The sequence below is a fragment of the Hydrogenophaga sp. RWCD_12 genome (assembly GCF_046604225.1).
GTDB lineage: Bacteria > Pseudomonadota > Gammaproteobacteria > Burkholderiales > Burkholderiaceae_C > Hydrogenophaga.
Window position 1 is genome coordinate 58,670 of sequence record NZ_JBKIXC010000002.1, and the last position, 18,507, is coordinate 77,176.

The window sequence follows — 18,507 nt, forward strand, 5'->3', positions numbered from 1 at the left end:
CGCATGAACCCAGCCACGGGGCCCGACACCCTGCAGTGGGAAGGAGGCGGCACCAGCCGCATTCCCTTCGCCGTCTACACCGACGAACAGCGCCACCAGCGCGAACTTGACCGCTTCTTCTACCAGGGCCACTGGTGTTACGTGGGCCTGGAGGCCGAGATCCCCAACCCCGGCGACTTCAAACGCACCGTGGTCGGCGAGCGCTCGGTCATCATGACCCGCGCCTCCGACGGCCAGATCCACGTGGTCGAGAACGTCTGCGCGCACCGCGGCATGCGTTTCTGCCGCAAGCGCCATGGCAACCAGACCGAGTTCGTCTGCCCCTATCACCAGTGGAGCTACGCCCCCAACGGCGACCTGCAGGGCGTGCCGTTCCGGCGCGGCGTGCGGCAGGACGGAAAGGTCAACGGCGGCATGCCGGCCGACTTCAATCCCAAGGACCATGCGCTCACCAAGCTCAAGGTGGCGGTGCGCGGCGGCGTGGTGTTCGCGTCCTTCGACCACGAGGTCGAGTCGCTGGAGGACTACATGGGGCCGACGATCCTGCAGTACTTCGACCGCCTGTTCAACGGCCGCAAGCTGACCATCCTGGGCTACAACCGCCAGCGCATTCCGGGCAACTGGAAGCTGATGCAGGAGAACATCAAGGACCCGTACCACCCGGGCCTGCTTCACACCTGGTTCGTCACCTTCGGTCTCTGGCGCGCGGACAACAAGAGCGAGCTGCGCATGGACGCCCACCACCGCCACGCGGCCATGGTGTCCACCCGCGGCAGCATGGGCCAGGCCAGCGGCCAGGCGGCGCAGGTGACGCAGGTGTCCAGCTTCAAGGCCGCGATGGAACTGGAAGACAAACGCTTTCTGGACATCGTTCCCGAGCCCTGGTGGCAGCTGGGCGAGCAGATGCCCACCGCCGTGATGACCACGCTGTTCCCCAGCGTCATCTTCCAGCAGCAGGTCAACAGCGTGAGCACGCGCCACATCCAGCCCGACGGTCACGGCGCCTTCGACTTTGTGTGGACGCATTTCGGCTTCGAGGACGACACGCCAGAGATGACCGAGCGCCGCCTGCGCCAGGCCAACCTGTTCGGCCCAGCCGGCTTCGTGAGCGCCGACGACGGCGAGGTGATCGAGTTCTCGCAGCAGGCCTTTGAAAGCAAACCGCAGCACCGCGCGCTGGCGGAGCTGGGCGGGCGCGAGGTGGGCGAGACGGATCACATGGTGACGGAGACCCTGATCCGCGGCATGTATGAATACTGGCGGAAAGTCATGGAAGCCCCTCGGGAGAACGCAGGGGGTGCCGCATGAGCGCGCTCGTCAAAGTGGACTTCGAGACCTGGCAGGCGCTGCAGGCGCTCTACAGCGATTACGCGTCGGCGGTCGACAGCGGCCAGTGGGAACTCTGGCCCAACTTCTTCACCACCGACGGCGTCTACAAGCTGCAGCCGCGCGAGAACCATGAGCGGGGCTTTCCGCTGTCGACGCTGGCCTTCGACAGCCAGGCCATGCTGCGCGACCGCGTCTACGGCATCCAGGAGACGCTGTTCCACGACCCGTACTACCAGCGGCATGTGGTGGGCGCGCCGGTCGTGCGCGAGGTCGATGCGCAAGGTCGCTGGCACTGCGAAGCCAACTACGCGGTGTTCCGCACCAAGCTCGACGGCGCGAGCAGCGTGTTCAACGTGGGTCGCTATCTGGACATCGTGGTAAGCACGCCCGAAGGGTTCAAGTTCTCGCAGCGTCACTGCATCTACGACAGCGAGATGATTCCCAACTCCATCATCTACCCCATCTGAACAGGACAGCACTCATGAGCAACTGGACCGACGTGGCCGCCGAGGCCGATCTGTTCGAAGGGGCGGGCATTCCGGTGGCACCGGGCGGGCGCGACATCGCGCTGTTCTCCGTCGACGGCGAGGTGTTCGCCACCGACAACCTCTGCACCCATGGCAACGCCAAGCTGTGCGACGGCTTCGTGGAAGGCCACGAGATCGAATGCCCGTTCCACCAGGGGCGCTTCGACCTGCGCAGCGGTGCACCAACCTTCGCACCCTGCACCGAGGCCATCAAGACCTGGCCGGTGAAGATCGAGGCTGGTCGCGTCTTGCTGGATCTCGGCGCCTGAACGTCAGCTGGAGCTGCGCTCCAGCAGCATCGCGTCGCCGTAGCTGAAGAAACGGTAGCCCTGCGCCACCGCGTGGCGGTACAGCGCCATCACGCGCTCGTACCCGGCGAACGCGCTGACCAGCATCATCAGCGTGCTCTTGGGCAGGTGGAAGTTGGTGACCAGCACATCGACCACACGGAACTCGAAACCTGGCGTGATGAAGATGTTGGTGTCGCCCTGCACCTCGCCGCTGCGCGCCCAGCTCTCCAGCGTGCGCACCGTGGTCGTACCGACTGCCACGACGCGGCCGCCGCGCGCGCGGCAGTCGGCGATGGCCTGCAGCGTCTCGGGTGGGATCGCGTAGCGCTCGTGGTGCATCACGTGTTCTTCGATGCGCTCGGTCTTCATCGGCGCGAAGGTGCCGGCGCCCACGTGCAAGGTGACGTTCGCGCGGCGCACGCCGTGCGCGTCCAGCGCGGACAACACGCCTTCGTCGAAATGCAGCGCTGCGGTGGGTGCGGCCACTGCGCCGGGGACGCGCGCGAACACGGTCTGGTAGCGGCGCTCGTCGTCGGCGTCGTCCCCGTGCGTGATGTAGGGCGGCAGCGGCACGTGGCCGTGGCCCGCCATCAATTCGTAGGGTGTTTCGCCCGCCGGGCCTTCGAGGCGCAGGCGGAAAAGTTGTCCCCGCTCGTCGGGCCAGCGGCCCAGGAACACCGCGTCAAAACCGCCGCCATTCAACCCGCCGGCCAAGTGGAGCAGGCCACCCGGCTGGGGTTTCTTGCTCACGCGGATGTGGGCCACGACTTCCTGCCCCGAACCATCCAGCGCCTCGTGCGGCAGCAGCACGCGCTCGATCAGGATCTCGAACTTGCCACCGCTGGCCTTCTCGCCAAACAGACGTGCCTTGACCACCTGCGTGTCGTTGAACACCAGCAGGTCGCCGCTGCGCAGCAGGCCGGGCAGCGCGCGGAAGATGCGGTCAATTGGCTGTGGCCCGGTGCCGTCGAGCAGGCGCGAGGCGCTGCGTTCGGCGGCGGGGTGCTGAGCGATCAGGGATTCGGGAAGCTGGAAATCGAAGTCGGCGACGGTGAAGACGCGGGTCGGGGCAGGGCTGGATTCGGGCATGCTGCTTGAGGGCCGGACAAGGCCCGTTCCAAGTGGAAACAGGGAGGGGTGGATAAAAATACAGGCAGAATTCTCCCATGCCCGACGCTGCGCCGCCCACAGCCCCACGCAAGGAACTGTCCGCCCCGCAGAAGGCGATGCACAAGCTCGGGCTGGTGCGGGACATTGACCTGGCGCTGCACCTGCCACTGCGCTACGAAGACGAGACCCGCATCGTCACGCTGCGCGAGGCGCGCGATGGCGAAGTCGTGCAGGTCGAAGCCACAGTCACGAAACAGGAGATCACCTATCGCCCGCGCCGCCAGCTGCTGGTGACGATCGACGACGGGTCGGACACCTGCGCCTTGCGCTTCTTCAGCTTCTACCCCGCGCACCAAAAGACCCTGGCAGTCGGCGCACGGGTGCGGGTGCGCGGCGAGGTGCGTGGCGGCTTCATGGGCAAGACCATGATGCACCCGGCCTTTCACGCGGCTGGCGGCGAACTGCCCGACGCACTGACGCCGGTGTATCCGACCAGCGCCCAGCTGCCGCAGGCCTACCTTCGCAAGGCGGTGGTCGGCGGCTTGCGGCGCGCCGATCTGAGCGAGACCTTGCCGCTGCCGTTGCTGACTTCGCTGCAGGACGCGCTGCGCGGCCTGCGCGCTCCGCTCATGTCGCTGCGCCAGGCACTGGAGTACCTGCACCACCCGGGGCCGGACGTGTCGCTGGGGGCGCTGGAAGACCGCAGCCATCCGGCCTGGCAGCGCCTGAAGGCCGAAGAACTGCTGGCACAGCAACTCTCGCAGCTGACCGCCAAACGCGAACGCGATGCGTTGCGCGCACCCGCGCTGAGGACCACGGACGGTGGCCTGCACGAACAGCTGCTGGCGGTGCTGCCGTTTGCGCTGACCGGTGCCCAGTGCCGCGTGAGCGAGGAGATCGCGCACGACCTGGCGCGCGCCGTGCCGATGCACCGCCTGCTGCAGGGCGATGTGGGTTCGGGCAAGACCGTGGTCGCCGCGCTGGCCGCAGCGATCGCCATCGACAGCGGCTGGCAATGCGCGCTGATGGCGCCGACCGAGATCCTGGCCGAGCAGCACTTCGCCAAGCTCATCGGCTGGCTGGAACCGTTGCTTGCGCCCCTGGGCAAGCGCGTGGCCTGGCTGACCGGCAGCCAGAAGAAAAAGCAGCGCGCCGAGATGCTGGCCCTGATCGCCAGCGGCGAGGCCGCGCTGGTGGTCGGCACCCACGCCGTGATCCAGGACCAGGTGCAATTCAAGAACTTGGCCCTGGCGATCATCGATGAGCAGCACCGCTTCGGCGTCGCGCAGCGTCTGGCGCTTCGCAGCAAGTTGGGGGAGGGCATCGCCGCCGGGCCGCCCCAAGGCGATGCAGCCCCCCCGGGGGGCAGCGACCCGCGAAGCGGTGGAGCGTGGGGGCAGCCCGTATCTGAGCCGCATCTGTTGATGATGTCGGCCACGCCGATTCCCAGGACCCTGGCAATGAGCTACTACGCCGACCTCGACGTCTCGACCATCGACGAACTGCCACCGGGCCGGACGCCCATTGTCACCAAGGTGCTGTCCGACAGCCGCCGCCACGAGGTGATCGAGCGCATCCAAGCCCAGGTCTCCGAAGGCCGGCAGGTCTACTGGGTCTGCCCCCTGATCGAGGAAAGCGAGGCGATCGATCTCTCCAACGCCACCGAGACGCACGCCGAGCTTTCGCAGCTGTTGCCCGGTGTGCTGGTCGGGCTGCTGCACTCCCGCATGCCGGTGGCCGAGAAGAAGGCGGTGATGAGCCTGTTCAGCGACGGGCACATGGGCGTGCTGGTGTCGACCACGGTGATCGAAGTGGGGGTGGATGTGCCCAATGCTTCGCTGATGGTGATCGAGCACGCCGAACGCTTCGGCCTGAGCCAGTTGCACCAGCTGCGCGGCCGGGTGGGCCGCGGCGCTGCGGCGTCGGCCTGTGTGCTGCTCTTCACCCCGAACGAAGGGGGCCGTCTGGGCGAGACAGCGCGCGAACGCCTCAAGGCCATGGCGGAAACCAACGACGGCTTCGAGATCGCGCGCCGCGACCTGGAGATCCGCGGCCCGGGCGAATTCCTCGGCGCCCGCCAGTCCGGCGCCGCGCTGCTGCGTTTCGCCGACCTCGCGACCGACACCCACCTGCTGGAATGGGCGCGCGGGGCGGCCGCTGACATGCTGGCCCGCTTTCCGGAAGCGGCCGAGCGGCATGTCGGCCGATGGCTCGGGACCAAGGCCGAATACCTCAAGGCTTGACCCCCCCGCGCCGCCTGCGGCGCGGGGGGAGCAAAATATCCTCATGACGCTCACCGAACTCAAATACATCGTGGCAGTGGCGCGCGAGAAGCACTTCGGAAAGGCCGCCGAGGCCTGCTTCGTGTCGCAGCCCACGCTGTCCGTTGCGATCAAGAAGCTCGAAGAGGAGCTGGAGCTCAAGATCTTCGAGCGCAATGCCAGCGAGATCGCGGTGACGCCGCTGGGCGAGCAGATCGTGCGCCAGGCGCAGACTGTGCTGGAGCAGGCCGCGGCGATCAAGGAGATCGCCAAGCGCGGCAAGGACCCGCTGGCCGGGCCACTCAAGCTGGGCGTGATCTACACGATCGGCCCCTACATCCTGCCTTCGCTGGTGCGCCAGGTCATCGAGCGCACGCCGCAGATGCCGCTGATGCTGCAGGAGAACTTCACCGTCAAGCTGCTGGAGCAGCTGCGTCTGGGCGAGATCGACTGCGCGATCCTGGCCGAGCCCTTCCCCGACACCAACCTGGCCATCGCGCCGCTGTACGACGAGCCCTTCATGGCCGCCGTGCCGGCCAACCACCCGCTGGCGCGTCGCAAGACCATCACCACCGACGAGATCAAGAACGAGACCATGCTGTTGCTGGGCAACGGGCACTGCTTCCGCGACCACGTGCTGGAAGTCTGTCCCGAGTTCGCACGTTATTCGAGCGACACCGAAGGCATCCGCAAGAGCTTCGAGGGCTCGTCGCTGGAGACGATCAAGCACATGGTCGCCGCCGGCATGGGCGTGACCCTGGTGCCGCGGCTGTCGGTGCCGCGCTCGGCGCTGGACGGCTCCGCCGACAACTCGCAGGACATGGGCGACGCCGCCTTCGTGCATTACCTGCCGTTCGACGGCGACCCGCCGACGCGGCGCGTGGTGCTGGCCTGGCGCCGCAGCTTCACGCGCTATGAAGCCATCGCCGAACTGCGCAATTCCATCTACGCCTGCGAACTGCCAGGCGTCAAGAGACTTTCATGAATTCCGCTGCCTTGCCCGACCCGCGCCCGTCGAAGCTGGCGCTCTACCTTGACCTGATCCGATGGAACCGGCCTGCTGGCTGGCTGCTGCTGCTGTGGCCCTCGCTGTCGGCGCTGTGGATCGCGGCGCAGGGCTTCCCGGGTCTGCACCTGCTGGCCGTCTTTGTGGCCGGCACCGTACTCATGCGCAGCGCCGGCTGTTGCGTCAACGACGTGGCCGACCGCGAGTTCGACAGGCACGTCAAACGCACGGCACAGCGGCCGGTGACCAGCGGGCGGGTGGGCGTGAAAGAGGCGCTGACGGTCGGCGCCGTGCTGGCTTTCGTGGCCTTCCTGCTGGTGCTGACCACCAATGCCGCGACCATTGCCTGGTCCTTCCTCGGGCTGGTGCTGTCGCTGATCTACCCCTATGCCAAGCGCCACGTGTCGATGCCGCAGGCGGTGCTGGGCGTGGCCTTCAGCTTCGGCATTCCGATGGCGTTTGCCGCCGTGACGGAAAACGTGCCCTGGCAGGCCTGGGCACTGATGGCGGGCAACCTGTTCTGGGTGGTGGCCTACGACACCGAGTACGCCATGGTCGACCGCGACGATGACCTGCGCATCGGCATGAAGACCTCGGCCATCACGCTGGGCGACGCCGATGTGCCGGCGGTCACCGCGTTCTATCTGGTGTTCCTGGGCCTCTGGACCGCGGTGCTGTGGGGGCAGGTGAGTCCGTCGGTCTGGAGCGCGACGCTGCTGGTGGCGCTGGCCCAGGTGGTCTGGCACTGGCGGCTCGTCAAGGATCGCACGCGCGACGGCTGCTTCAAGGCCTTCCGCCTGAACCACTGGCTGGGGTTCACGGTGTTCGTCGGCGTCGTGCTGGGCATTGCCCTGCGCTGAGCCCTATTTGCCGAACTCGGCGCCCAGTTCGGCGGCGCGCGTCTGAGCGGCGACCAGGGCCTTCTCGAACAGCGCCTTCATGTCTGACGCTTCCATCGACGTGATGGCCGCGTAGGTCGTGCCGCCCTTGGAGGTGACGCGTTCACGCAGGGTCTGCAGCGGGTCGGTGGATCGCTGGGCCAGTGTGGCGGCGCCGATGAAGGTGCCGATGGCCAGCTGCTGCGCCACCTCGGGCGCCAGGCCCATGCGGGCGCCGGCGTCGCGCATCGCTTCCAGGAAGAAGAACACGTAGGCGGGGCCGGAGCCCGAGAGCGCGGTCACGGCATCCAGGTCCGCTTCCACATTCACCCACACCATCTCGCCAGTGGTGCGCACCACGCGCTCGATCAGGGTCTTGTCGTCGGCCGTCACGGCGGCGCGCGCCATCAGACCGGTCATGCCCAGGCCGACCAGGGCGGGTGTGTTGGGCATGGCCCGCACGATGCGTTCACTGCCCAGCCAGCGGGCAATGCTCTCGCTGGTGATACCGGCGGCCACGCTCAGATGCAGGGCGCCAGCGACAAAGAGGTTGGTGGCGGCCGCAGCGTCCTTGAAGGTCTGTGGCTTGACGGCCCACACGACCAGCTCTGACGGCTGCAGCTCGGCACTGGCAGCGCCCAGCACGGCCATGCCCGGGAACTGCTGCGCCAGCTTCGCGCGCTGCTCGTCCCAGGGTTCGACCACCTGCAGGGCGCTGGCGGGATGGCCCTGGCGGACCAGGCCGCCGATGATGGCGCTGGCCATGTTGCCGCCGCCGATGAAGGTGATGAGGGGATGGGTGGACGTGTTCATGCCGGAATTGTCGCCGCCCGCGGTGCTCAGGGCGCGGTGGTCTGCCTGACCGCGTGCTCCCATTCGGCCATTTTTTCGGCGGCCCGCTCGCGCGACAGCGTCGGGTGAAACGTGCGCTCGGCGCGCCACTGCTTCGACAGCTCGTCCAGCCCGGCGTAGACCCCGGCGTGCAGGCCGGCGAGGTAGGCCGCGCCCAGCGCGGTGGTCTCGATCACGGCCGGCCGCACCACCGGAATGCCCAGCAGGTCGGCCTGGATCTGCATCAGCAGGTCGTTGACGCAGGCGCCGCCATCCACCCGCAGCTCGTTGACCGGCACGCCGCCGCTGGCCACTGCGTCGCGGCTCATGGCGTCGAGCAGGGCGGCGCTCTGGAAGGCGATGCTTTCCAGCGCTGCGCGCGCGATGTGGGCAATGGTGCTGCCGCGCGTGAGGCCAACAATGCTGCCGCGGCTGTCGGGCTGCCAGTAGGGCGCGCCCAGGCCGGTGAAGGCCGGCACCAGCACCACGCCGCCCGCGTCGGGCACGCTCTCGGCTAGGGCCTGCACTTCGCTGCTGGACTGGATGGCGCGCAGGCCGTCGCGCAGCCACTGCACGACCGCGCCGCCGATGAAGACGCTGCCTTCGAAGGCGTACTGCGGCTTGCCGGGCGGCTGCGCGGCGGCGGTGGTGATCAGGCCGTTCTGGCTGGTCTGGAAGCGCTCGCCGTTGTGCATCAGCATGAAGCAGCCGGTGCCGTAGGTGTTCTTGGCCATGCCGGCCTGGAAGCAGGCCTGGCCGAACAGCGCGCTCTGCTGGTCACCCGCGACCCCGCCGATCACCAGCGGGCCGCCCAACCATTCGGGACGCACCTCGCCGAAGTGGGCGCTGGAGGGCAGGACGGTCGGCATCATGGCGGCCGGGATATTCATCGCCGCCAGCAGCTCCTCGTCCCATCGCTGCGTGTGGATGTTGAACAGCATGGTGCGCGCGGCGTTGCTGTGGTCGGTCACATGGGCCGCGCCGCCGGTGAGCTGCCAGATCAGCCAGCTGTCGACCGTGCCGAAGGCCAGCTCGCCGGCCTCGGCCTGGGCGCGCGCACCGGGCACGTGATCCAGGATCCACTGCAGCTTGGTGCCGGAGAAATAGGCGTCGATGCGCAGCCCGGTTTTCTGCAGCACGCTGTCGGTGAGGCCGCGTTCGCGCAGCGCCACGCAGGTGCTTTCCGCGCGGCGATCCTGCCAGACGATGGCGTTGTAGACCGGTTCGCCCGTCTTTCGGTTCCATACCACCGTGGTCTCGCGCTGGTTGGTGATGCCCACGGCGCGGATGTCGCCGGCCTTCAGCCCGGCCTTGGCCAGCGCTTCGCGCGCGGTCTCCAGTTGCGTGTTCCAGAGGTCGCGCGGGTCGTGCTCGACCCAGCCGGGTTGCGGGTAGATCTGGCGGAACTCGCGCTGCGCCATCGCGACCACACGGCCGGCCTGGTCGAACACGATGCTGCGCGAACTGGAGGTGCCCTGGTCCAGGGCCAGCAGATAGCTCATGGGATGTCTCGCCTCTTGTTTTGTCGAAAGGATCAGGCGGCGTCGCGGCCGGCGACCACGCACTCCACATCGCCCTGCGCCAGCAGGTCGTCGAACGGCGGCGGCGGCGGCTCGTCGGTGAACAGCACGTCCACGTCGTCCAGCCGCGCCAGCTCCACCATCGCCGGACGGTTGAACTTGCTGCGGTCGGCCGCGAGCCAGACCTCGCGCGACTGCTCGATGATGGTTCGCGCGACCTTCACTTCGCGGTAGTCGAAGTCGCGCAGCGTGCCGTCGGCCTCGATGCCGCTGATGCCGATCAGGCCGATGTCGACCTTGAACTGGCGCATGAAGTCCACCGTGGCTTCGCCCACGATGCCCTGGTCGGCGCCGCGCACCTGGCCGCCGGCCACGATCACTTCGCAGTCCGGGTTGGCGCTCAGCAGGGCGGCCACGTGCAGGTTGTTGGTGATCACGCGCAGGCCACGGTGCTGCATCAAGCCGTGGGCGACGGCTTCAATGGTGGTGCCGATGTTGAGGATCAGCGAGCAGCCGTTGGGCACGCGCTGCGCAATCGCCCGGGCGATGCGCATCTTGGCTTCCGACTCCATCGCCTGGCGCTGGCGGTAGGCGATGTTCTCGGTGGTGGAACCCGGAAGCCGCACACCGCCGTGGAAACGCGAGAGCAGACCGGCTTCGGCCAGGCGCTGCACGTCGCGGCGCACCGTCTGCAGCGTGACGCCGAAGCGCTCGGCCAGGGCGTCGATGGTCTGCGGTCCGTGGGTGCGCACCACGTCCAGCAGATGGGTGTGTCGGGGGGCCAGGTTCATGGACAGCGGGCGGTCGGAAATCGGATGGCTCCGAACATAACGGAAAAAGAAAACCGTTCGTTAAGGGTAAATACCGAACTTAGAAGAACAAAAACGAACAATAAAATCGCCAAAACGAAAACGCTCGAAAACAGAGCGTGTGCTTTCCTTCACGCTTCATCCTCGAAACCAGACATGCAACTTTCCCTGGAGCAAGTGGGCAAAACGGTCGGGCCGGCGGTCCACCTGTACCCCATGAGCCTGATTCCGGCGCCTGACGCAGTCACGGTGCTGCTGGGCGCGACGCAGGCGGGCAAGACCAGCCTGATGCGGATCATGGCCGGCCTCGATGTGCCGTCGACCGGGCGCGTGCTGGTCGACGGGCGCGACGTGACCGGCACGCCGGTGCGCGAGCGCAACGTGGCGATGGTCTACCAGCAGTTCATCAACTACCCGTCTATGACGGTGTTCGACAACATCGCCTCGCCGCTCAAACTGAGCGGCCAGTCCAAGGGCGACATTGACCGCCGCGTGCGCGAACTCGCCGAAAAGCTGCACATCGACATCTTCCTGAACCGCCTGCCGGCCGAGCTCTCGGGTGGCCAGCAGCAGCGCGTGGCCCTGGCCCGCGCCCTGGCCAAGAACGCACCCCTGATGCTGCTCGACGAGCCGCTGGTGAACCTGGACTACAAGCTGCGTGAAGAGCTTCGCGAGGAACTGACCCAGCTGTTTGCAAACGGCGATTCGACCGTGGTCTACGCCACCACCGAGCCGGGCGAGGCATTGCTGCTGGGCGGCTACACCGCGGTGATGGACGCGGGCGAGCTGCTGCAGTACGGGCCGACGGCCGAGGTGTTTCACCGCCCGCAGTCGCTGCGTGTGGCGCGCGCCTTCAGCGACCCGCCGATGAACCTGCTGGCGGCCGAGGTGGCCGACGGCGGCGCGCGCCTGAACGGCGGGCCGCTGCTGGCGGTGGCTCTGCCGCGGCATGCGACCCGTGCGCTGACGCTGGGCGTGCGCGCCAGCGCCGTGCGTGTGACGCCGCGTCCGGGCGACGTGGCCTTGCCGGGCAGTGTGGAGCTGGCCGAAATTTCCGGTTCCGACACCTTCGTCCACGTGCACACGGCGGTCGGCGAGATCGTCGCCCAGCTGACCGGCGTGCACGACTTCGCCCTGGGCAGCGCGATCACGCTGCATGTGAACCCTGCGCAGGTCTACGCCTTCGACCAGTCCGGCGACCTGCTGGTCGCCCCCGAGCGCCTCGAGGTGACTGCATGAGCCGCATCGATCTCGACCTTGCCCACTCGTACAAGCCAAACCCGAAGGAAGACGGCGACTATGCGCTGCTTCCCTTGAAGATGAGCTTCGAGGACGGTGGCGCCTACGCGCTGCTCGGTCCCTCGGGCTGCGGCAAGACGACCATGCTCAACATCATGTCCGGCCTGCTGGTGCCCTCGCACGGCACGGTGAAGTTCGACGGCAAGGACATGACCCGCGCCACGCCGCAGGAACGCAACATCGCGCAGGTATTCCAGTTTCCGGTCATCTACGACACCATGACCGTGGCCGAGAACCTGGCGTTCCCGCTGAAGAACCGCAAGGTGCCGGCGGACCAGATCAAGGCCCGCGTGGGACAGATCGCCGAGATGCTGGAGATGAGCCACCAGCTGGACATGCGCGCGGCCGGCCTCTCCGCCGACCAGAAGCAGAAGATCTCGCTGGGCCGCGGCCTGGTGCGGCCGGATGTATCGGCGGTGCTGTTCGATGAGCCGCTGACGGTGATCGACCCGCACCTGAAGTGGCAGCTGCGGCGCAAGCTCAAGCAGATCCACCATGAGCTCAAGCTCACGCTGATCTACGTGACCCACGATCAGGTGGAGGCCCTGACCTTCGCCGATCAGGTGGTGGTGATGACGCGCGGCAAGGTGGTGCAGCTGGGCACGCCCGACGCGCTGTTCGAGCGTCCGGCCCACACCTTCGTCGGCCACTTCATCGGTTCGCCCGGCATGAACTTCCTCGAAGCGCAGGCCGAGGGCGGACAGTTGCGGGTCGGTGGGCAGGCGCTGACTGCGCAGACATCGTTGCCCGACGGCGCGCTGCGCGTCGGCATCCGTCCCGAGTACCTCTCGCTGGCGCCGCAAGGGGCCGCTTCGACCCTGCCGGCCACGGTGCAGAAGGTGCAGGACATCGGCACCTATTTCCTGGTGACGCTGGACGCGGCAGGGCAGTCCCTCAAGGCCCGTCTCGCGCCCGATGCCCAGCTGCCCGCGGTCGGCGAGGCCGTGGGCGTGCAGGTGCTGGGTGAGCACACCTGTTTTTACAAGAACGAGGAGCTGGTGGCATGAGCCAGACAACCAAGCCCGTCAACCAGAAAGCCTGGTTCCTGATCCTGCCCGTCTTCATCTGCGTGGCCTTCTCGGCCATCCTGCCGCTGATGACGGTGGTCAACTACTCGGTGCAGGACATCATCTCGCCCGAGCGCCGCGTCTTTGTCGGCACCGAATGGTTCGCCAGCGTCATGCGCGACGAAGACCTGCACGCCGCACTGTGGAACCAGATGCGCTTCTCGCTGGCCGTCCTGCTGGTCGAACTGCCGCTGGGCATCCTGCTGGCGCTGGCCATGCCGGCCGAAGGCTGGAAGGCCTCGGCCACGCTGGTGATCGTCGCGCTGTCGCTGCTGATTCCATGGAACGTGGTCGGCACCATCTGGCAGATTTTCGGCCGCGCCGACATCGGACTGATGGGCCACGCCCTGCAGAACCTCGGCATCGAATACAGCTACACCGGGGACGCGACCCACGCCTGGCTGACCGTGCTGCTGATGGACGTCTGGCACTGGACGCCGCTGGTGGCGCTGCTGGCCTACGCCGGCCTGCGCTCGATCCCCGATGCCTACTACCAGGCCGCGCGCATCGACGGCGCCAGCAAGCTGGCGGTGTTCCGCTACATCCAGCTGCCCAAGATGCGCGGCGTGCTGATGATCGCGGTGCTGCTGCGCTTCATGGACTCGTTCATGATTTACACCGAGCCCTTCGTGCTGACCGGCGGCGGCCCCGGCAATGCGACGACCTTCCTGTCGCAGTACCTGACACAGAAGGCCGTGGGCCAGTTCGACCTCGGCCCGGCGGCGGCGTTCTCGCTGATCTATTTCCTCATCATCCTGCTGTTCTGCTTCGTGCTCTACAACTGGATGCAGCGCCTGGGCGAAGCCGAGAAAGAGGTGCAGTCATGAACGACAAGCGTTTCCAGAAGCGGTCCCTGTTCCTGATCGCGTATCTGGTCTTTGCCCTGTTGCCCATCTACTGGATGGTCAACATGAGTTTCAAGACCAACGAAGAGATCCTCAGCAGCTTCAGCCTCTGGCCCCAGGCCTTCACCTGGGACAACTACAAGCTGATCTTCACCGACGAGAGCTGGTATTCGGGCTACATCAACAGCCTGATCTACGTGGGCATCAACACGGTAATCTCGATCACCGTCGCGCTGCCGGCGGCCTATGCGTTCAGCCGCTACAGCTTCCTGGGCGACAAGCATGTGTTCTTCTGGCTGCTGACCAACCGCATGACGCCGCCGGCCGTGTTCCTTCTGCCCTTCTTTCAGCTCTACACGACGGTGGGCCTGATGGACACGCACATCGCGGTGGCGCTGGCGCACCTGCTGTTCAACGTGCCGCTGGCGGTGTGGATTCTCGAAGGCTTCATGTCGGGCATCCCGCGCGAGATCGACGAGACCGCCTACATCGATGGCTACAGCTTCCCGCGGTTCTTCCTGACGATCTTCCTGCCGCTGATCAAGGCCGGCGTGGGGGTGGCGGCGTTCTTCTGCTTCATGTTCAGCTGGGTCGAGCTGCTCATGGCCCGCACGCTGACCAGCGTGAACGCCAAACCCATCGTCGCCACCATGACGCGCACGGTGAGCGCCAGCGGCATGGACTGGGCGACGCTGGCGGCGGCGGGCGTGCTGACCATCGTGCCGGGTGCGATCGTGATCTGGTTTGTGCGGCACTACATTGCCAAGGGTTTTGCGATGGGGAGGGTGTGATGTTCGAGTGGATGGCCTGGACCACGCCGGTCGCTGTTTTCTTCATCTGCATTGCGCTCATGCTCGCGGGCATGACGGTGTGGGAGATCCGTTCTCCCACCACCCTGCGCAAGGGCTTCCTGCCGATCGCCACCACGCGAGGTGACCGGCTCTTCATCGGCCTGCTCAGTGCGGCCTACATCAACCTGGCTTTTGTCGGTCTGGCGGGCCACTTCGCGGAGTGGTTCTCGCTGGAGAACGAGCCCAGCATCTGGATCAGCTTCGTGCTGTCCATGGGCTTTCTCGCGCTGGTGATGCGCAAGGGCTGAACGTTTTCGAGGGAATACGGCCCGGCGCTGCCCCGGGGCCGTGGTCACCCAACCGCCATGAGGGGCAGCACCTGGTTCAACCATCCAAGAGGAGACATTCATGAAGTTCCGTTACACCACCCTCGCGCTGGCTGTTGCCTGTGCCGTGGGTTCCCATGCGGCATGGGCCGACGAGGCTGCCGCCAAGAAATGGGTCGAGAGCGAATTCCAGCCCTCGACCCTGAGCAAGGACCAGCAGCTGGCAGAGATGAAGTGGTTCATCGACGCCGCCGCCAAGCTCAAGGCCAAGGGCGTGAAGGAAATTTCGGTGGTGTCGGAGACCATCACCACGCACGAGTACGAATCCAAGACGATGGCCAAGGCCTTCAGCGAGATCACCGGCATCACCGTCAAGCACGACCTGATCCAGGAAGGCGACGTGGTCGAGAAGCTGCAGACCTCGATGCAGTCGGGCAAGTCGATCTACGACGGCTGGATCTCCGACTCCGACCTGATCGGCACCCACTACCGCTACGGCAAGGTCCTGAACCTGACCGACTACATGAGCGGCGCGGGCAAGGACTTCACCAATCCTGGCATCGACATCAAGGACTTCATCGGCACCAAGTTCACCACCGCGCCCGACGGCAAGCTCTACCAGCTGCCCGACCAGCAGTTCGCCAACCTGTACTGGTTCCGCGCCGATCTGTTCGAGCGCAAGGACATCAAGGACAAGTTCAAGGCCAAGTACGGCTATGACCTCGGCGTGCCGCTGAACTGGAGCGCCTACGAGGACATCGCCGAGTTCTTCACCAATGATGTGAAGACCATCGACGGCAAGGCGATTTACGGCCACATGGACTACGGCAAGAAGGACCCGTCGCTGGGCTGGCGTTTCACCGACGCCTGGCTGTCGATGGCCGGCACCGCCGACATCGGAGCACCGAACGGACTGCCGATCGACGAGTGGGGCATCCGCGTGGCCGACGACAAGTGCACGCCCGTGGGCGCCTCGGTCGAGCGTGGCGGCGCCACCAACTCGCCGGCCGCCGTCTACGCGCTGACCAAGTACGTCGACTGGATGAAGAAGTACGCGCCCAAAGAGGCCACCGGCATGACCTTCGGGGAAGCCGGCCCGGTGCCCGCACAGGGCCAGATCGCCCAGCAGATCTTCTGGTACACGGCCTTCACCGCCGACATGACCAAGAAGGGCCTGCCAGTCGTCAACGCCGATGGCACGCCGAAGTGGCGCATGGCCCCTGGCCCCAACGGCCCGTACTGGAAGCAGGGCATGCAGAACGGCTACCAGGACGTGGGCAGCTGGACCTTCTTCAAGGACCACGACGCCAACAAGACCGCCGCCGCCTGGCTGTACGCCCAGTTCGTGACCGCCAAGACCACCTCGCTGAAGAAGACGATGGTCGGCCTGACCCCGATCCGCGAGTCCGACATCCAGAGCAAGGCCATGACCGACATGGCGCCCAAGCTGGGCGGTCTGGTCGAGTTCTACCGCAGCCCCGCCCGCGTGGCCTGGTCGCCCACCGGCACCAACGTGCCCGACTACCCCAAGCTGGCGCAGCTGTGGTGGAAGAACGTGGCCCAGGCCGTCACGGGTGAAAAGACCCCGCAGGGTGCCATGGACAACCTGGCCAAGGAAATGGACGACGTGATGGGGCGCCTGGAGCGCGCGGGAATGGCCAAGTGCGCGCCCAAGCTCAACAAGAAAGAAGACCCCAAGAAGTGGCTGTCGGACAAGCAGGCTCCCTGGGCCAAGCTGGCCAACGAGAAGCCGAAGGGCGAGACCATCGCCTACCAGACCCTGCTGGACGCCTGGAAGGCCGGCAAGGCGCGCTGATGCGTCCCTGCTGAGCTGAGTTGTTGAACCCACCGCATGCGCCTCGCGGCGCATGCGGTCACCCCCCGATTCATGACACGCGCAGAACTGCTCCAATCGCTCGTCCGGCAGCCCGTCTACGACCTGGTGGTGGTCGGTGGCGGCGCCACCGGTCTGGGCGTTGCGCTCGATGCAGCGCTGCGCGGCTTTTCCGTTGCCTTGCTGGAGTCGCAGGACTTCGCCGGCGGCACCTCTTCCCGTTCGACCAAGCTGCTGCACGGCGGCGTGCGCTACCTGGCGCAGGGCAACGTGGCCCTGGTACGCGAGGCGTTGGCCGAACGCGCCACCGTGCTGCGCATCGCCCCCCACCTGGCCCAGCCGCTGCCCTTCGTGATGCCGTCCTACGGCTGGTGGCAGACGCCGTTCTACGGCATGGGCCTCAAGCTGTACGACCTGATGGCCGGGCGTGCCGGCCTCGGGCGCACGGCTTTTCTTTCCAGGGCCGAAACCCTGGCCGCGCTGCCGGGTGCCAACCCCGAGGGTCTGCATGGCGGCGTGCGCTACTGGGACGGGCAGTTCGACGACGCGCGCCTGGCGCTGGCACTGGCCCGCAGTGCGGAGGCCGCCGGTGCACGCGTGCTCAACTACATGCAGGTCACCGGCATCCGCCGCGTGTCCGATGCGCCTGGAGCGCTGACCGAGCTGGACCTGCGCGACACCCTGAATGGGGTGGCGCACCGACTGCAGGCGCGCTGTGTCGTCAACGCCACGGGCGTCTGGGTCGACGATCTGCGCGCGCGCGCCCGGCGCGAGGGGCAAGACCCGGTGCCCGAACGCATGGTCAGCCCGAGCCAGGGTGTGCACGTGGTCGTCGATCGCGAGTTCATGCCCGGCGACCACGCCCTGCTGGTACCCAAAACGCGCGACGGCCGGGTGTTGTTCGCCGTTCCCTGGCTGGGCAAGCTCATTCTCGGAACGACCGACACCCCACGGCAGGACCTGCCGCGCGAGCCCGAGGCGTTCGCCGAGGAGCTGGACTTCATCCTCGGGGAGGCCGGCCGGGTGCTGAGCCGCGCGGTACGCACGGAAGACATCCGCAGCATCTGGGTCGGCCTGCGCCCGCTGGTGGCGCCGCCGTCGACCGCCGAAGGCGGCACCAAAGTGCTGTCCCGCGAACACACCATCGTGGTCGACGGCAACGGACTGGTCACGGTCACCGGCGGCAAATGGACGACCTACCGGGCCATGGCAGAAGATGTGCTGGACCGGTGTTTCTCCAGTGGTCTGCTGCCGCGGCGCGATGGTGGCTTGAGTGAGGATCACCGGCTGATCGGCGCTCCCGCCAGCGCCGATGGCGCGGTACCGCTGCACCTTGCACCCGGCATGCATATTTATGGCAGCGAAGCGCCACAGGTGCGGCAATGCCAGGGCGCCGACCGCCCAATCGGCCTGGGGCTCACCGAGGGCATGGTGCGCCATGCCGTACGAAGTGAGCATGCGCACACTGTCGAGGATGTGCTGGCCCGCCGGTGGCGCGCACTGTTCCTGGATGCCCGGCTGGCGGCCGAGATGGCGCCCGATGTGGCAGCCATCCTGTCGGACGAAGGGGTTCCGGAACCGGCGCTCGGCCACTTTCTGCAGCTTTGCCACCACTATTTGCCGCACCGGGCGGCAAATTGATCGCAGCAAGCTGTTGACACGCCGCTTTCGCGGTGCAATAATCTGCGGCTTCGCTCTAAAAGGCGAAGCTATCTGCCCAGCGACGCGGGCTGATTCCTGAGGGAAGCAGCAAGCTACGACGGGCCCAAGACTGATCACTTCCG

Annotated in this window: 17 protein-coding genes; 13 read left to right on the plus strand and 4 right to left on the minus strand. The window is 66.8% G+C overall.

The annotated features are described in order from the left end of the window. The first annotated feature begins 3 nt into the window (after nucleotides 1-3). Genes ACLIJ1_RS07320 through ACLIJ1_RS07330 form a run of 3 tightly spaced genes read left to right on the plus strand, consistent with a single transcriptional unit; the run spans nucleotide 4 to nucleotide 2,125 of the window. Nucleotides 4-1,308 carry an aromatic ring-hydroxylating dioxygenase subunit alpha gene (locus tag ACLIJ1_RS07320; RefSeq protein WP_411364855.1) on the plus strand — a complete coding sequence of 435 codons (1,305 nt, stop codon included), beginning with the start codon at nucleotides 4-6 and terminating at the stop codon, nucleotides 1,306-1,308. Continuing rightward, nucleotides 1,305-1,796 (plus strand): aromatic-ring-hydroxylating dioxygenase subunit beta, encoded by a 492-nt coding sequence (locus ACLIJ1_RS07325; protein WP_411364856.1) that lies wholly within the window; start codon nucleotides 1,305-1,307, stop codon nucleotides 1,794-1,796. Before ACLIJ1_RS07320 ends, ACLIJ1_RS07325 begins: the two co-directional genes overlap by 4 nt. A gap of 14 nt (nucleotides 1,797-1,810) precedes the next feature. Further along, a complete protein-coding gene (locus ACLIJ1_RS07330) occupies nucleotides 1,811-2,125 on the plus strand; it encodes a non-heme iron oxygenase ferredoxin subunit (RefSeq protein ID WP_411364857.1) in 315 nt (104 codons plus the stop codon). 3 nt (nucleotides 2,126-2,128) lie between these two features. Here ACLIJ1_RS07330 and queA read toward each other — a convergent pair whose 3' ends face one another. Further along, a complete protein-coding gene (queA, locus tag ACLIJ1_RS07335; protein WP_411364858.1) occupies nucleotides 2,129-3,235 on the minus strand; it encodes a tRNA preQ1(34) S-adenosylmethionine ribosyltransferase-isomerase QueA in 1,107 nt (368 codons plus the stop codon). Nucleotides 3,236-3,312: 77 nt separating this feature from the next. Between queA and recG the strand changes: the two genes are divergently transcribed. Genes recG through ubiA form a run of 3 tightly spaced genes read left to right on the plus strand, consistent with a single transcriptional unit; the run spans nucleotide 3,313 to nucleotide 7,383 of the window. Beyond that, a complete protein-coding gene (recG, locus tag ACLIJ1_RS07340; RefSeq protein ID WP_411364859.1) occupies nucleotides 3,313-5,499 on the plus strand; it encodes an ATP-dependent DNA helicase RecG in 2,187 nt (728 codons plus the stop codon). Nucleotides 5,500-5,542: 43 nt separating this feature from the next. Next, the gene (locus ACLIJ1_RS07345) at nucleotides 5,543-6,502 is read left to right on the plus strand and encodes a hydrogen peroxide-inducible genes activator (protein WP_411364860.1); all 960 of its coding nucleotides are present in this window, start codon (nucleotides 5,543-5,545) and stop codon (nucleotides 6,500-6,502) included. Then, nucleotides 6,499-7,383 (plus strand): 4-hydroxybenzoate octaprenyltransferase, encoded by an 885-nt coding sequence (gene ubiA / locus ACLIJ1_RS07350; protein ID WP_411364861.1) that lies wholly within the window; start codon nucleotides 6,499-6,501, stop codon nucleotides 7,381-7,383. The genes ACLIJ1_RS07345 and ubiA overlap by 4 nt, the downstream gene beginning before the upstream one ends. A 3-nt stretch (nucleotides 7,384-7,386) precedes the next feature. On the opposite strand, the gene proC is transcribed toward ubiA, so the two are convergent. Genes proC through ACLIJ1_RS07365 form a run of 3 tightly spaced genes read right to left on the minus strand, consistent with a single transcriptional unit; the run spans nucleotide 7,387 to nucleotide 10,543 of the window. Next, nucleotides 7,387-8,214 carry a pyrroline-5-carboxylate reductase gene (proC, locus tag ACLIJ1_RS07355; RefSeq protein ID WP_411364862.1) on the minus strand — a complete coding sequence of 276 codons (828 nt, stop codon included), beginning with the start codon at nucleotides 8,212-8,214 and terminating at the stop codon, nucleotides 7,387-7,389. Nucleotides 8,215-8,240: 26 nt separating this feature from the next. Further along, nucleotides 8,241-9,734 carry a glycerol kinase GlpK gene (glpK, locus tag ACLIJ1_RS07360; RefSeq protein WP_411364863.1) on the minus strand — a complete coding sequence of 498 codons (1,494 nt, stop codon included), beginning with the start codon at nucleotides 9,732-9,734 and terminating at the stop codon, nucleotides 8,241-8,243. Nucleotides 9,735-9,766: 32 nt separating this feature from the next. Beyond that, the gene (locus tag ACLIJ1_RS07365) at nucleotides 9,767-10,543 is read right to left on the minus strand and encodes a DeoR/GlpR family DNA-binding transcription regulator (protein WP_411364864.1); all 777 of its coding nucleotides are present in this window, start codon (nucleotides 10,541-10,543) and stop codon (nucleotides 9,767-9,769) included. 174 nt (nucleotides 10,544-10,717) lie between these two features. Between ACLIJ1_RS07365 and ACLIJ1_RS07370 the strand changes: the two genes are divergently transcribed. The 7 genes from ACLIJ1_RS07370 (at nucleotide 10,718) to ACLIJ1_RS07400 (ending at nucleotide 18,364) form a co-directional block, all read left to right on the plus strand. Then, entirely contained in the window at nucleotides 10,718-11,800 is a 1,083-nt protein-coding gene (locus tag ACLIJ1_RS07370) for an ABC transporter ATP-binding protein (protein ID WP_411364865.1), read from the plus strand. Further along, on the plus strand, nucleotides 11,797-12,867 hold the full coding sequence (locus ACLIJ1_RS07375; protein WP_411364866.1) for an ABC transporter ATP-binding protein: 1,071 nt from the start codon (nucleotides 11,797-11,799) through the stop codon (nucleotides 12,865-12,867). The genes ACLIJ1_RS07370 and ACLIJ1_RS07375 overlap by 4 nt, the downstream gene beginning before the upstream one ends. Next, entirely contained in the window at nucleotides 12,864-13,754 is an 891-nt protein-coding gene (locus ACLIJ1_RS07380) for a carbohydrate ABC transporter permease (RefSeq protein WP_411364867.1), read from the plus strand. Before ACLIJ1_RS07375 ends, ACLIJ1_RS07380 begins: the two co-directional genes overlap by 4 nt. Next, nucleotides 13,751-14,563 (plus strand): carbohydrate ABC transporter permease, encoded by an 813-nt coding sequence (locus ACLIJ1_RS07385; protein ID WP_411364868.1) that lies wholly within the window; start codon nucleotides 13,751-13,753, stop codon nucleotides 14,561-14,563. Before ACLIJ1_RS07380 ends, ACLIJ1_RS07385 begins: the two co-directional genes overlap by 4 nt. Next, nucleotides 14,563-14,871, plus strand: coding sequence for a DUF2160 domain-containing protein (locus ACLIJ1_RS07390; RefSeq protein ID WP_411364869.1), 309 nt, complete (start codon nucleotides 14,563-14,565; stop codon nucleotides 14,869-14,871). The genes ACLIJ1_RS07385 and ACLIJ1_RS07390 overlap by 1 nt, the downstream gene beginning before the upstream one ends. 100 nt (nucleotides 14,872-14,971) lie before the next feature. Then, nucleotides 14,972-16,705, plus strand: a complete 1,734-nt coding sequence (locus ACLIJ1_RS07395; RefSeq protein ID WP_411364870.1) for an ABC transporter substrate-binding protein — start codon at nucleotides 14,972-14,974, stop codon at nucleotides 16,703-16,705. Between the two features lie 72 nt (nucleotides 16,706-16,777). Continuing rightward, nucleotides 16,778-18,364, plus strand: a complete 1,587-nt coding sequence (locus ACLIJ1_RS07400; RefSeq protein WP_411364871.1) for an FAD-dependent oxidoreductase — start codon at nucleotides 16,778-16,780, stop codon at nucleotides 18,362-18,364. Nucleotides 18,365-18,507 lie beyond the last annotated feature (143 nt).

Excerpts from the sequence above, each read along its gene's own strand:
- ACLIJ1_RS07320 (WP_411364855.1), top strand. The coding sequence starts at position 4 with ATGAACCCAGCCACGGGGCCCGACACCCTGCAGTGGGAAGGAGGCGGC.
- ACLIJ1_RS07325 (WP_411364856.1), top strand. The coding sequence starts at position 1,305 with ATGAGCGCGCTCGTCAAAGTGGACTTCGAGACCTGGCAGGCGCTGCAG.
- ACLIJ1_RS07330 (WP_411364857.1), top strand. The coding sequence starts at position 1,811 with ATGAGCAACTGGACCGACGTGGCCGCCGAGGCCGATCTGTTCGAAGGG.
- queA (WP_411364858.1), bottom strand. The coding sequence starts at position 3,235 with ATGCCCGAATCCAGCCCTGCCCCGACCCGCGTCTTCACCGTCGCCGAC.
- recG (WP_411364859.1), top strand. The coding sequence starts at position 3,313 with ATGCCCGACGCTGCGCCGCCCACAGCCCCACGCAAGGAACTGTCCGCC.
- ACLIJ1_RS07345 (WP_411364860.1), top strand. The coding sequence starts at position 5,543 with ATGACGCTCACCGAACTCAAATACATCGTGGCAGTGGCGCGCGAGAAG.
- ubiA (WP_411364861.1), top strand. The coding sequence starts at position 6,499 with ATGAATTCCGCTGCCTTGCCCGACCCGCGCCCGTCGAAGCTGGCGCTC.
- proC (WP_411364862.1), bottom strand. The coding sequence starts at position 8,214 with ATGAACACGTCCACCCATCCCCTCATCACCTTCATCGGCGGCGGCAAC.
- glpK (WP_411364863.1), bottom strand. The coding sequence starts at position 9,734 with ATGAGCTATCTGCTGGCCCTGGACCAGGGCACCTCCAGTTCGCGCAGC.
- ACLIJ1_RS07365 (WP_411364864.1), bottom strand. The coding sequence starts at position 10,543 with ATGAACCTGGCCCCCCGACACACCCATCTGCTGGACGTGGTGCGCACC.
- ACLIJ1_RS07370 (WP_411364865.1), top strand. The coding sequence starts at position 10,718 with ATGCAACTTTCCCTGGAGCAAGTGGGCAAAACGGTCGGGCCGGCGGTC.
- ACLIJ1_RS07375 (WP_411364866.1), top strand. The coding sequence starts at position 11,797 with ATGAGCCGCATCGATCTCGACCTTGCCCACTCGTACAAGCCAAACCCG.
- ACLIJ1_RS07380 (WP_411364867.1), top strand. The coding sequence starts at position 12,864 with ATGAGCCAGACAACCAAGCCCGTCAACCAGAAAGCCTGGTTCCTGATC.
- ACLIJ1_RS07385 (WP_411364868.1), top strand. The coding sequence starts at position 13,751 with ATGAACGACAAGCGTTTCCAGAAGCGGTCCCTGTTCCTGATCGCGTAT.
- ACLIJ1_RS07390 (WP_411364869.1), top strand. The coding sequence starts at position 14,563 with ATGTTCGAGTGGATGGCCTGGACCACGCCGGTCGCTGTTTTCTTCATC.
- ACLIJ1_RS07395 (WP_411364870.1), top strand. The coding sequence starts at position 14,972 with ATGAAGTTCCGTTACACCACCCTCGCGCTGGCTGTTGCCTGTGCCGTG.
- ACLIJ1_RS07400 (WP_411364871.1), top strand. The coding sequence starts at position 16,778 with ATGACACGCGCAGAACTGCTCCAATCGCTCGTCCGGCAGCCCGTCTAC.